Here is an 11,984-nt window from a genome sequence, read left to right on the forward strand (position 1 = left end):
GGATCCTGGACATGAGTGCGGTGTACCTTTCGCCCTGGGCGGATAGGGAGATACGCCGAAGTGTTATCCCCTTTGATAATTCACTTTAACCCGCGGGGAAGAAACATACTGGACATCTCGGATGCCCCGACACCTGCCCACGGTGCCCTGAACCCGCATAAGGATCGATCTCCTCGACATCCCCGGCCTGCCAGTCATCGGTGTGCAGAATCGCGGCGAGGCGCGCGGCGGTGGCGGCCTCGGTGATCGCATCCGGATTGGTGGGGCCGTTGGGTTGTTGAGTGACCAGAGTGTGCCAGTGCGGATCAACATCAGAGCGGTGCAGATCCACACACATCAGACACGGACCGCTGTGTCCGCGGCGCCCCGGCCCGATGAGACCACGGTTATCGATGAGTGATGCCGTCAGATACGTGGGAACCCGGCGTGCGAGCAACGGCGCCAGATGCCGGGTGTGCGCCAACCTGTTGAGCACCACGACATGCCGCGCCGGGCGGGTCAGAAACACAGATGGGCGATCATCGCGCAGAGCAATGCGCGGAACCAGACCGAGGGATTCGACGAGGGTGGCGGTGGCGTCGAGAAGCGTGCCGCGCCCGAATAGCAGCACCTCACCCGGCGCGGTTTCCCGCAACACCCGGAAAGCGAGCAGGTCCTCGAGCAGGCTGGTGGCGGCTGCGGGCCCCAGGCCCGCGGCGATGAGCTTATCGACGACCACCTCAACCCCCTGCCCTCCCCGAATTCCCAGCAGCACGGGAACAATCCGTGAGGCAAGCTCGGTGGAATCCACTTCAAGCACGCCGGCACGCGTGGCATCCACCCCGAACTGGATCGCGGGACCCGGACGGATGAGTATCTGAACCGATGGTGAAAGAACGACATGAGTCATGGACAACTACCCCGATTTCCGGACACACCCCCGTGTCCACACCATTCCATCACAGATACAATCACCTGTCATGCACGAGATTGTGGTGATCCGTTCTGCACGGCGGACCAGGACGGTACAGGCGCGGATCGTCGATGGGAAAGTCGAGGTCAGGATTCCGGCGAGGATGACCAAGGGGGAGGAGGAGAAGGCGGTGGAGGAGATCGTCGCAAAGCTTAAAAAGCGCACCACCTCCTCCGCGCACAGCGACGCCGCCCTCGTGGAACGCGCGCACCGTCTCAATGAGACGGTGCTGGAGGGGCGTGCCCGGGTGGGGTCGGTTCGGTGGGTGGGCAACCAGACATCGAGGTGGGGGTCATGCACGGTCGCAACCGCCGACATCCGTATCTCTGACCGGCTGCGTCACGTTCCGGACTATGTGCTGGATGCGGTGCTGGTGCACGAGCTGACGCATACCTTCATCCCGGATCACTCCGCGGAATTCTGGAGTTGGGCAGACAAAACGCCCCTGGCCGAGCGGGCCAGGGGCTATCTTGAGGCGTATCAGCGCTGGGGCTAGATAGGGCTATTTTTCGGGCTTGTCCTCATCGGAGTCGTCGGATTCATCGGACTCGTCGGTGGAATCCTTCTTCCCGGCCTCATCGGCAAGGAACTGCTCGAGCTTGTTGATCTCGGCGATGGGATCGAAACCGTCGGAGCTGCCTTCGTCGAGGAGGCCGTCGATGAACTGCGCTGGGTTGTCCAGATCCTCAGCCACGGGCAGGAAGTCAGGGTGGTCCCAGACGGCGTCACGGCGCTCAACACCGACAGCCACCTCGATGCGGCGCCACAGTTCGGTGGCCTCGGCGACCTTCGGGGCGTTGAACTCGATGCCGACGACCTTGGCGAAGGCCTTCTCCGCGGAACCACCGGTGGCGCGGCGGCGACGCCATGCCTCGTTGATAGCTGAGGTGGAGGGGATGCGCTCGGACATCGCCTGGGTGACCACCAGGTCAACCCAACCCTCGATGAGCGCGAGCAGGGTCTCCAGGCGGGAGACAGCCGCGGCGTTGCGGGAACTGATGCGGGGGGAGAGGTCCATGCCCTGCAGCTCGCTCATCATTTCCTGAAGGCGCTGCGGATCTGGGTTGTCCATCTGGAACTGGCCCATGGCGTCCTGAATATGTGAGGTGTCTATCTCCAGACCGGCGGCGTATTCCTCCACCGACGACACCAGTCGCTCGATCAGCCAGGGCACATGCTTGAACAGTCGCTGACGCGCAGCTTCGCGGGCACAGATGTAGACGAGCATCTCCTGGGCTGGAACGTTGAGGCCCTTGGATGCCTCAGCCAGGTTGGTGGGCAGGATTGCGGCGACACCGGTGGGAGCCACGGGCAGACCGAAATCTGAACCGGACAGTGTCTGCTTGGCCAGATCGCCGAGTGCGTTGCCCAGCTGCATGCCGAAGTTCATGGAGGACATCTGGTTCATCATCGATGACATCGGGCCCATCATTTCCTTCGCCTCCTCGGGGAGGTTCTCCAGCTGGGCCTGGTTCATATGTGCAGCGACAGGTGAGACGAGGCGCTTCCACATGGGCAGGGTGTTCTCCAACCAGGCCTCGGCGTTCCAGGCCTCGGGGCGGTGACCGGAGGTGGGCAGTTGGGTGGCGTCATCCAACCAGAGTTCGGCGAGACGGATGGATTCGGTGACCGCATCCCTGTCAGACTGCTTGGTCTCAGGAGCCCGGCCGATCTGTTGGCGGGCGATGCGTGCTGCCAGTTCATAGTTGACCGGACCGCCAGCCTCGGGGCTGTTCATGGAATCGCCCATGCCGGACAGCATCTGACCGAACTGGTTGAGGAGATCACCTAATCCGCCGCCGCCGAACCCACCGGCGCCGCCGCCGAAGAAACCGAAAGGATCGTTGTTATTACGGTCCCTGTCGTTGTCATCGTCGTCGTTATTCGGGAAAGAGAAACCGAAGCCATTGGAATTCATATCTCCCAATCTACAAGGCACCCAAACCCGAATGCCATGATCCGGGCAACGCTATGAGCGAACACAGGTTGTAGGGTGGATATCCGTGAACCGCAGAATCAAGACCCTCGCCTGGGGAGCAGTCCCACTCGTGGCGCTGGCATCCCTTGTCAGCATCGACCATATCCCGGGCACCGACATCAGTCTCACCGTTCCATACGCGGCGGAAGGACCCGGCCCCACGTTCAACACCCTCGGTGACGTCGACGGGGTGGAGGTCGTGGAGATCACCGGTGTGGAGACTGATGATGTGGAGGGCAACTTCAATATGACCACGGTGTCCGTCCGCACCGGCATGACGTTGTCGCAGGCCCTGACCCGCTGGCTGTTCACCGATGACACCATCGTGCCCATCGAGCAGATCTTCCCTCCGGGGCAGAGCATGGAAGAGGTCCAGGAGTCCAACACCCTGGCATTCACTGCCTCTGAGGCAGCCGCGACGATCGCCGCCATGAATTTCCTCGGTCTGCCGGTGGAGGCGGAGGTGGTTGAAGTGGTCGAGGATAGTGCCGCTGCCGGACAGTTCGAGCCAGGCGACACCCTCATCGACGTCAACGGCGCCCCCGTCACCACGCCGGGTCAGGTCCAGGAGATCATCCGGGGGATGTCCCCGGGGGACGAGGTCACCATCACCTACACCCGCGGCGGCGAGCCGGGGAGCGCGACGGTGACCCTTGGCGAGCATCCCCAGGATGCCGCCCTGCCACTGTTGGGTATCTCCATGACATCCGTCCCGACCTCTGAGGCGGAAGTTTCCTACAACCTCGAGGACATCGGCGGCCCCAGCGCGGGGCTGATCTTCTCCCTCGCGGTGGTGGACAAATTATCCGAAGGCCCCCTGAACGGGGGTAGGTTCGTGGCGGGAAGTGGCACCATCGCCGAGGACGGCACGGTGGGCCCGATCGGTGGCATCTCCCACAAGGTGCGCGCAGCAGAGGAGGAAGGCGCTGACATCTTCCTGGCTCCCGCAGCCAACTGCGCTGAGGCACTCACCGCCGATTCGGGTGACATGACGATTCTGAAGGTGGATTCCCTCGAGCATGCCGTCGAACAGATGGAGAACTATAACAGTGGCCGGGACTTCGAGGCCTGCAGCTAGTCCTTGCTGACGCTGGTCTCCACAGTGGAGGTCGGCGATGGCTCCCACCCATCCGGGGGTGTCACCAGACCGAGCTCATAGATGCGCTCCTCAGGGTCAATGCGATCCGAGGACACCATCTGCTGCAGCACCAGGCCCTCCTCATTGTCCACCGCGGTGATGATCGACATCGTGCCCATCGTCGTCCACCCCACGATCCTCGAACCTGTATCCTCCACCACCCGTGAGCTGCGGAGTTCCGTCAATAGCTGGGTTGTGGATGCCGCCTTGGCATTGTTGGCGAAGAACTGGAACTGTCCCACCTCGGCACCTGTACACGCGGAGGAATTCTCCACGCCATTCGGATCGCAGGTATCAAACTGCTCGAACAGACTCCGCGGCGCGAGCGATTGGAACACCTCGTAGATGTCCTCGATCTCCTCATCCAGCTCATCCTGACGTGCGCTTGTCGACGTCTCGACCACCTCCGTGGTCGTTGTTTCTGCCGAGGGCGAACCGGTGGGCGAGGGGGACGCCGAAGGCGTGGTGGGGCTGGGCGTGGTGGTGGAGGTGGCGGTGGTGGTGGGACTGACCTGGGTTGTTGTGGCCGGGCCGGGGTCCTGTTCCTCCCCGGAGGAGCAGGAGGCGAGGACAGGGATGAGCGCCACTAGTCCCGTTGCAAAGCGGATGCGGGTACGTGGGGTCGACGCCACTGTCTGGTTCTCCTTGGAATCGTGCTGCCTTTACTACAGGTTAACTGGTCCAATTCTAGCTAACCGGAGTGAATCTGAGACGGTTAGAACTCCTCCGGGTCTGCTTCCAGGGTGTACCGCAGTGCCGCGATCACACCAGGAGCCACCCCCGGACCACCACGAAGCTCAATCTCATCCTCGGAGAACGGCCCGCGAGCAGCTAATTCGGAATCGGTGGGGCGTAGCTGCAACAGCGTCAACTCAGCTTCTCCGCGCAACACGCCAGAGAACAGGCGGGCCGGGCGGGGTTCCGAACCTGGAATGGAGGAGTCCGTGAACATGATCTCCTGCACCAGTAGCGCACCTGCAATCTGGGCGGGCCACGCCAGGCGCGAGACATAATCCCCCAGTGCTTCCGACCCCGGAAGTAGGTTATCGGGAAGGTTGTCCTGAACCACGAGGGTGAGGGGTGAATCCTCGATGTCCTCGTCAAGGGTGTCCACCAACATTTCAGTGGGGACCAGTGCAAACAGGGTGGGGCCCTGATCCCATCCTTCAGCGTGGATGAAGTCGACTGCCTCCAACATCGCCTTGTTGAGAGCCTGCGGACTGAAAACAGCGTCGTTCATCATTTTTTCCTTAAAGAATCGTCTTGTTGGTCTTTGAATGCGATTAAACCGTAGAGTAGGGGAGAAACGAAGAAAATCGCATTTACATAAGGATATTGTCTTGGCGACTGGTCTCACACCCCCACCCCAACCGATCAAGCGACCGCCAAAAGTAGTGACGTGGATCATCGGCATCATCGCGCTGCTGGTCCTGATCACCCCGCTGGCTGTCGGTTTCTACACTGACTGGCTGTGGTTCGGTGAAGTGGATTACCGTGGCGTGTTTAGCACCGTCATTGTCACCCGCATCATCTTGTTCATAGTCTTCGCGCTCCTGGCAGGTCTCATTACCTGGCTGGCCGGCTACTTCACCATCAAACTGCGTCCCGATGAACTGACCGCCTTCGACGCGGAATCACCTGTCTTCCAGTACCGCCAGATGATTGAGAACAGCCTCCGTCGCATTCTCATCATCGTCCCGGTCTTCGTCGGCCTGCTCGCCGGCCTGGTTGGTCAGCGTTCCTGGCGCACCGTCCAGCTGTTCCTCAACCGTCAGTCCTTCGGCGTGGAGGACCAGCAGTTCGGCATGGATTATGGGTTCTACGCCTTCGCCTTGCCGATGCTCCGACTCATCACCGGTTCAGTATCAATGCTGCTGGTCGTTGCCTTCATCATCGCCCTGGTCGGACACTACCTTCTGGGTGGCATCCGTGCGGGCAATCAGATGACCGGTCAGAAGCCCTTCATCTCCCGTGGCGCACGCATCCAGCTGGCGGTCACCGCTGGCCTGTGGATGATCATCCGGGTCATCGGATACTGGCTCGATCGTTATGACCTCCTGATCAAGGAGAACCAGACCTTCACCGGTGCCGGTTACACAGACATCAACGCACAGCTGCCGGCCAAGATCATCCTCATGGTCATCGCGGCCATCGTGGCAGTGGCATTCTTCTCCGCGATCTTCCTCAAGGATCTCCGTATCCCCGGACTGGCTGTGGTGCTTCTGGTGCTCAGCTCGATCGTGGTGGGTGCTGCTTGGCCACTCATGCTGGAGCGCTTCTCCGTCCAGCCGAACCGTGCTGAGAAAGAATCCGAGTACATCTCGCGGAACATCGAATCCACGCGTTATGCCTACGGCATCACGGATGAAGAGGTCTCCTACCTTGAGAACTGGGGTTCTGGCGGCGCTACAAACGCTGAAGTGGCAGCCGATGAGGCGACCATTTCCAATATCCGTCTCCTGGATCCGCAGATTCTGTCCCCGACCTTCACCCAGCAGCAGCAGCTCAGGAACTTCTATGGATTCCCGGAGCAGCTGGCCATGGACCGCTATGAAGTTGACGGCGAACTCCGTGACTTCGTCGTGGCAGCCCGCGAACTGGATCCGAACTCCCTGCAGCAGAACCAGCAGGACTGGATTAACCGCCACACCGTGTACACCCACGGCAACGGTTTCATCGCAGCACAGGCCAACCAGGTCGATGAGGTTGCACGCGATGTCGGATCCACCCGTGGTGGTTACCCGGTGTACACCGTGTCCGATCTTCAGTCCAATGCCCGTGCCGCTGAGAGCGAAAACGCTGAAGAACTCGGCATCATGGTTGATCAGCCACGCGTCTACTACGGCCCACTGATCGCCTCCGCTTCGGATGGTGCGGACTACGCCATCGTCGGTGACACCGGCGACGGCCCGGTCGAGTATGACACCGACTCCACCAGTTACACCTACGACGGTGATGGCGGCGTTGGCATCGGAAACATGGTCAACCGTGCGGCTTTCGCCCTGCGCTACCAGGAGATGAACATGATTCTCTCCGACCGCGTCGGTTCTGAATCGAAGATTCTCTTCGAGCGTGACCCGCGCACCCGCGTGGAAAAGGTCGCCCCCTGGTTGACCACCGATTCCAAGTCCTACCCAACCGTCATCGACGGTCGTATCAAGTGGATCGTGGACGGTTACACCACGCTGGACAGCCTGCCGTACTCCACCCGTTCATCACTGGATGAGGCCACCGCTGACTCCGTGGTGGTTGATGAGTTCCAGCAGCCGCTGATCACCGACCGTGTCGGCTACATCCGTAACTCCGTCAAGGCGGTTGTGGATGCCTACGACGGAAGCGTTGAGCTCTACGAGTTCGACACGGAGGATCCTGTGCTCAAGGCCTGGCAGGGTGTATTCCCCGATGTTATCCAGCCGGAATCTGAGATCTCTGACGAGCTCCGCAACCACCTGCGTTACCCGGAGGATCTGTTCAAGATCCAGCGTGACATGCTCGCCCAGTACCACGTCGATGATGCCGGCACCTTCTTCACCAACGATGCTTTCTGGTCTGTTCCCAATGACCCGACCGCACCTGAGGGTCGCCAGGAGCTCAAGCAGCCTCCGTACTACATTGTCGCCGCTGATCCGGAGACCGGTGAGTCCAGCTTCCAGCTGATCACCCCGTTCCGTGGTCTGCAGCGTGAGTACCTGTCCGCACACATGTCAGCATCCTCTGATCCTGACACCTACGGTCAGATCACCGTCCGCGTTCTTCCTACCGGCGCTGTGACCCAGGGCCCGAAGCAGGCGCAGGATGCGATGATGTCCTCTGACCAGGTGGCTCAGGACCAGACATTGTGGCGTGGATCCAACGACCTCTACAACGGCAACCTGTTGACTCTGCCAGTTGGCGGTGGAGAGATCCTCTATGTGGAGCCGATCTACTCTCAGCGTAAGGATCAGGAATCAGCGTTCCCGAAGCTGCTGCGTGTTCTGGTCTTCTACAAGGGACAGGTTGGCTACGCCCCGACAATCGCTGAGGCTCTGTCCCAGGCGGGAATCGACCCGGCTGCAGCCCAGGACATCGAAGTGGTTCAGGAAGACGGCAGCGTCGTTGTCCCTGAGACTGACGTTCCTGTTGAAGATGGAGACACCCCTGCTGAGGTTGAAACCCCGACCGCTCCAGCTGGTTCTGAAGCTGAAGGTATCGACTCCATCAACGAAGCACTCCGTAACCTGGAGACCGCCCGCGATGGCTCCTTCGAAGAGTACGGCCGTGCACTCGATGCGCTGGACCGTGCAGTCGAGGGCTACCAGGGTGCTGGCGCCGGAGAGTAAATTCCCCGCCAGGACTCCCTGAGTGAGATCTCCGTATGGCCCCGCCACTGTTGAACAGTGGCGGGGCCATACGTGTTGATCAGGGGATTTGGTCGTATCTGACGTGGCCTGTATAGTTATTCAATGTCGTCAGGAACACGGAAGTTAGTTCCAGTGCCTGTCAATTAAGGTGAAATTTAATAGCACCGCGTCGCGGGGTGGAGCAGCTCGGTAGCTCGCTGGGCTCATAACCCAGAGGTCGTAGGTTCGAATCCTGCCCCCGCTACTACTCCCAGAATCCTCTTCAACTTCGGTTGAAGGGGATTTTGGCGTTGATCGGGGATGTTCCAGCTGCTGTATCTTGGGGGCATGATCACCCGCTGGAGATATCTGGAAGAGTTGTTTTTATATGCCAGTGAGAACCAGACGCACACCATCGCCACCATGCTGCAGGATGAATTGCAGGAACTGGGTTTCCTGCCCGCGAACCAGAGTCCCGCTATCACGCCATCGAACGAAGACATCATGGGGTTGAAGGGTTATTGGCACGAACAGTTCGGTGGGACTGTTGACCCTGCCCATCATGTGCTTTCCTCAATTAATTACCGGTTGGTTTTCACTAGTGCGCGTGATCCAGGTTTGGATGCCCTGAGCATGCAGGTCTATGGGGCAGTGAGAAGAGTTATCGGGCAATTTGACGGCGTGGAATATTTCAGCATGTTCAGTGAAGATCAAGAAGACAATGAGATCAGCTGACAGGGCCCCAGGAAGATAGGAAAAATCCTCCAGCGCCGTGGTGGGCCCTGGAGGATTTGTAATGTGATGCTTGGGGTTAGAGAGACAGCAGGCCACTGATGGCGCTGAATACCAGCCCGAGGCTACTTCCGATTATCGGGAGGTTGGAGTAGAAGCCAGCGAAGGTTTCAAAATAATGCACGAAAGGACTCCTAGATAGGGGTGGGGAGGGTACCGATTTTTAAGAAGATGCCCCGAAGGTCTGCAGGGCGGCATCGAAGAACGGGGCGAGCATGATGGTGCCAACTACGAGTTCGATGAGAAGTGGAAACTCGAGGATGTTATTGGCGATTGCCTGTGCCATCTGTTGGAAGGCGGTGAAATCCGTCAACGGGAGTCCTTTCAAGGAGGGCGGGAAAGCGAGAGGCATACTGTGCTTCTACGTAGGGAAACCTTCCCGGTGCGCTACGCGTGAATAATAGCAGCAAAACCGCTAAGGCACATCCGGGTTGAAGATCTATTTTTCTTGACGGATAACTGCCTGGTGGGTACCCATAATTGGGGTTTATCGGGTTCTCATGTATAGTCATCACTCGTAGCCAGCAAGATTGCTTGATGGTTCAGGTGATGTTTATACAGCACCGCGTCGCGGGGTGGAGCAGCTCGGTAGCTCGCTGGGCTCATAACCCAGAGGTCGTAGGTTCGAATCCTGCCCCCGCTACTACTTCCCAGAATCCCCTTCAGCTTCGGTTGAAGGGGATTCTGGCGTTTCGGGATTTACCCGGATTCTGGGGGTCGGGAGGCATCAAGAAGTTTGTCTGTGGAATCTAGACAGGTAAAAGCACATATTTTTACTTAGCTTGATGTTTTTCGTCGTTAAGCACGCTTGTCGACGCCCCGCCTGCGTCGCGGGGCGGGCGACGGTCAGCGCGGTTTGCGTTTGACGATGACGTCGGGATCCTCCGGGTCATCGGGTGTGGCATCGGTGAACCATTCCGTGAGACTCGGATCCTCGCTGTCGAAGTCAGCGCCGGCACCCTCGTCCTTCTTCACCTGGGTGACACCGAAGATGAAGTCATCCCCGTGTTCATCGATACCCTGCGTCACGCCCTTCCGGATCGCGGCGAGGGCGTAGGTTCGGCGGATCATCATCGGATCGTTTTTCAGGTCGATGGCCCAGGAGATCATCACGCCGACGAGAATGATCGCGAAGGGGAGTGCGCACGTGACCATGATGGATTGGAGTCCAGAGAGCGCATTCTGACCACCGGCCAACAGCAGCGACATTGCCACCAGGCCCAGCATGGAGCCCCAGATGATGGTGACCGGTTTGGATGGGACGGTGCGGCCGGATTGGGACATCGATCCCATCACGTTGGTGGCGGAATCCGCCGCGGTGACGAAGAAGATCACGATCGCAATGAGGACGATGATGGAGGTAATGGTTGCGAACGGCAGATTGCCCATCAGGTCGAACATGACGTTCTCGCCGGAACCCTTGATCTCCATGTCGCCGCCGTTCATGCGCTGCCAGATGGTGGAGCCACCGAAGATGATGAACCACAGCATGGAGATGCCCGATGGGACGAGCACCACCACGACGACGAACTCGCGTAGTGTCCGGCCCCGGGAGATTTTGGCTATGAACATGCCCACGAAAGGTGACCAGGAGATCCACCATGCCCACAGGAGTGTGGTCCAGCTCTGGAGGAAGATCTTCTCTGTCTCGCCCTCGCTCGGGTAGACGGTGAGCATGGCGGGTAGACCGTCGACAAAGGTGAGCAGCGTGGCGGGTACGAGGTCCAACAGGAACACAGTCGGGCCCGCGAGCAGCGCGAACAGGGTCAAGCCGATGACCAACAGCATGTTCGCATTGGAGAGCATGCGGATGCCCTTCTTCACACCGGATACCGCGGAGAAGATGAAGATCACGGTCAGGAGGGTGATCGCGATGATGAGGAAGGTATCACCGCTGACATCTTGGCCCGTGACGATCGAGGTGCCGGTCTGGATCTGCAGGGCACCGATGCCGAGGGAGGTGGCGGTGCCGAAGAGGGTGACCAGCACGGCGAAGATATCAATGATCTTTCCCAGGACACGGTTGTTGCCACCGGGGAAGACAGGTTCAAACAGGGATGAGATCAGTGGCAGGCGACCCCGTCGGTAGGAGGCGTATGCGATGGATCCGCCGACGAGTGCGTAGACGGGCCACGCCAGGGATGCCTGGTGCAGGATGGCCTGCGCGATGGCCTGGGTGACCAGTCCGCTGGATTCCGCCTCGAGGCTGGAACCCGGCGGGGGAGTGAGGAAGTGGATGAGCGGTTCCATCGGCCCGTAGAAGATCAGACCGATGCCCAGACCTGCGGCGAACAGCATGGAGATCCAGGACGTGGTGGAATAGTCCGGTTCGCTGTCATCATCCCCGAGGGGAATTCTGCCGGTGGGGGCAAAACCGATCACCAGCATGAAGAGAGTGACCGCCACGATGAGAGCGCCGAAGAACCAGGCGAAGTTCTCCACCACCCAACCCTGCATGGTGGTGCCCACTTGATTGATGCCGGTGGGTGAGATGACCGCCCAGATGAAGACTGCGGCGGAAAAGAGCAGTGCTACAGCGAACACCGATTTGCTGGTGGGAAACTTCGCATCTGTGTCATCCACGCTGATACCCGGTACCAGTGCGGGGTGAATGGAACGTTCGCCGGACGAGGCTTTTTTCAAAGCGCTGGGAAGACGTTTCTTGGGTGCCCCAGGGGTATTCATCGGAATGATCCTTATCTCTATGGAATGATCAATGCCGCCAGTTTAGTCCCGTGGGGGTTCCCTTGGTTTCAGCGGTGGGGGGATGACAACTTAAGCGATATGTTCTGGAATCTGATACCG

10 protein-coding genes and 2 tRNA genes are annotated in these 11,984 nt (G+C 59.6%); 6 read left to right on the top strand and 6 right to left on the bottom strand.

Translation table 11 applies throughout. The annotated features are described in order from the left end of the window. Positions 1-85: 85 nt before the first annotated feature. The gene (locus tag CFAEC_RS03365; RefSeq protein WP_290278818.1) at positions 86-889 is read right to left on the bottom strand and encodes a hypothetical protein; all 804 of its coding nucleotides are present in this window, start codon (positions 887-889) and stop codon (positions 86-88) included. A gap of 70 nt (positions 890-959) precedes the next feature. Here CFAEC_RS03365 and CFAEC_RS03370 point away from each other — a divergent pair, with 70 nt between their 5' ends. Then, positions 960-1,448: a M48 family metallopeptidase gene (locus CFAEC_RS03370; RefSeq protein ID WP_290278820.1), complete on the top strand. Its 489-nt coding sequence runs from the start codon at positions 960-962 to the stop codon at positions 1,446-1,448. A 6-nt stretch (positions 1,449-1,454) separates the two neighbouring features. Here CFAEC_RS03370 and CFAEC_RS03375 read toward each other — a convergent pair whose 3' ends face one another. After that, positions 1,455-2,870 (bottom strand): zinc-dependent metalloprotease, encoded by a 1,416-nt coding sequence (locus CFAEC_RS03375; RefSeq protein WP_290278823.1) that lies wholly within the window; start codon positions 2,868-2,870, stop codon positions 1,455-1,457. An 85-nt stretch (positions 2,871-2,955) separates the two neighbouring features. Here CFAEC_RS03375 and CFAEC_RS03380 point away from each other — a divergent pair, with 85 nt between their 5' ends. Continuing rightward, the gene (locus CFAEC_RS03380; RefSeq protein WP_290278825.1) at positions 2,956-4,008 is read left to right on the top strand and encodes a YlbL family protein; all 1,053 of its coding nucleotides are present in this window, start codon (positions 2,956-2,958) and stop codon (positions 4,006-4,008) included. Here the strand turns inward: CFAEC_RS03380 and CFAEC_RS03385 are convergent. Together CFAEC_RS03385 and CFAEC_RS03390 are read right to left on the bottom strand one after the other, a co-directional pair. Beyond that, positions 4,005-4,700 (bottom strand): hypothetical protein, encoded by a 696-nt coding sequence (locus tag CFAEC_RS03385; RefSeq protein ID WP_290278827.1) that lies wholly within the window; start codon positions 4,698-4,700, stop codon positions 4,005-4,007. The genes CFAEC_RS03380 and CFAEC_RS03385 overlap by 4 nt on opposite strands. Positions 4,701-4,783: 83 nt before the next feature. After that, positions 4,784-5,308, bottom strand: coding sequence for a PPA1309 family protein (locus CFAEC_RS03390; RefSeq protein ID WP_290279794.1), 525 nt, complete (start codon positions 5,306-5,308; stop codon positions 4,784-4,786). A gap of 100 nt (positions 5,309-5,408) precedes the next feature. Here CFAEC_RS03390 and CFAEC_RS03395 point away from each other — a divergent pair, with 100 nt between their 5' ends. The 3 genes from CFAEC_RS03395 to CFAEC_RS03405 all read left to right on the top strand — a co-directional run bounded on the left by CFAEC_RS03395 (position 5,409) and on the right by CFAEC_RS03405 (position 9,122). Further along, the gene (locus CFAEC_RS03395; RefSeq protein WP_290278830.1) at positions 5,409-8,387 is read left to right on the top strand and encodes a UPF0182 family protein; all 2,979 of its coding nucleotides are present in this window, start codon (positions 5,409-5,411) and stop codon (positions 8,385-8,387) included. Positions 8,388-8,578: 191 nt separating this feature from the next. Beyond that, positions 8,579-8,652, top strand: a tRNA-Met gene (locus CFAEC_RS03400). A gap of 83 nt (positions 8,653-8,735) precedes the next feature. Further along, positions 8,736-9,122: a hypothetical protein gene (locus CFAEC_RS03405; protein ID WP_290278832.1), complete on the top strand. Its 387-nt coding sequence runs from the start codon at positions 8,736-8,738 to the stop codon at positions 9,120-9,122. Positions 9,123-9,342: 220 nt separating this feature from the next. Here the strand turns inward: CFAEC_RS03405 and CFAEC_RS03410 are convergent, their stop codons facing one another. Further along, positions 9,343-9,492, bottom strand: coding sequence for a hypothetical protein (locus CFAEC_RS03410; RefSeq protein ID WP_290278834.1), 150 nt, complete (start codon positions 9,490-9,492; stop codon positions 9,343-9,345). 256 nt (positions 9,493-9,748) lie between these two features. Between CFAEC_RS03410 and CFAEC_RS03415 the strand changes: the two genes are divergently transcribed. Next, a tRNA-Met gene (locus CFAEC_RS03415) sits at positions 9,749-9,822 on the top strand. Between the two features lie 203 nt (positions 9,823-10,025). Here the strand turns inward: CFAEC_RS03415 and CFAEC_RS03420 are convergent. Beyond that, positions 10,026-11,864 (bottom strand): BCCT family transporter, encoded by a 1,839-nt coding sequence (locus tag CFAEC_RS03420; protein WP_290278835.1) that lies wholly within the window; start codon positions 11,862-11,864, stop codon positions 10,026-10,028. Positions 11,865-11,984 lie beyond the last annotated feature (120 nt).

Source organism: Corynebacterium faecale, from assembly GCF_030408735.1.
Classification (GTDB): domain Bacteria; phylum Actinomycetota; class Actinomycetes; order Mycobacteriales; family Mycobacteriaceae; genus Corynebacterium; species Corynebacterium faecale.

Bases quoted from the DNA above. Each gene is read 5' to 3' on its own strand.
- CFAEC_RS03370 (WP_290278820.1), top strand. From the start codon at position 960: ATGCACGAGATTGTGGTGATCCGTTCTGCACGGCGGACCAGGACGGTA.
- CFAEC_RS03420 (WP_290278835.1), bottom strand. From the start codon at position 11,864: ATGAATACCCCTGGGGCACCCAAGAAACGTCTTCCCAGCGCTTTGAAA.
- CFAEC_RS03375 (WP_290278823.1), bottom strand. From the start codon at position 2,870: ATGAATTCCAATGGCTTCGGTTTCTCTTTCCCGAATAACGACGACGAT.
- CFAEC_RS03365 (WP_290278818.1), bottom strand. From the start codon at position 889: ATGACTCATGTCGTTCTTTCACCATCGGTTCAGATACTCATCCGTCCG.
- CFAEC_RS03390 (WP_290279794.1), bottom strand. From the start codon at position 5,308: ATGAACGACGCTGTTTTCAGTCCGCAGGCTCTCAACAAGGCGATGTTG.
- CFAEC_RS03405 (WP_290278832.1), top strand. From the start codon at position 8,736: ATGATCACCCGCTGGAGATATCTGGAAGAGTTGTTTTTATATGCCAGT.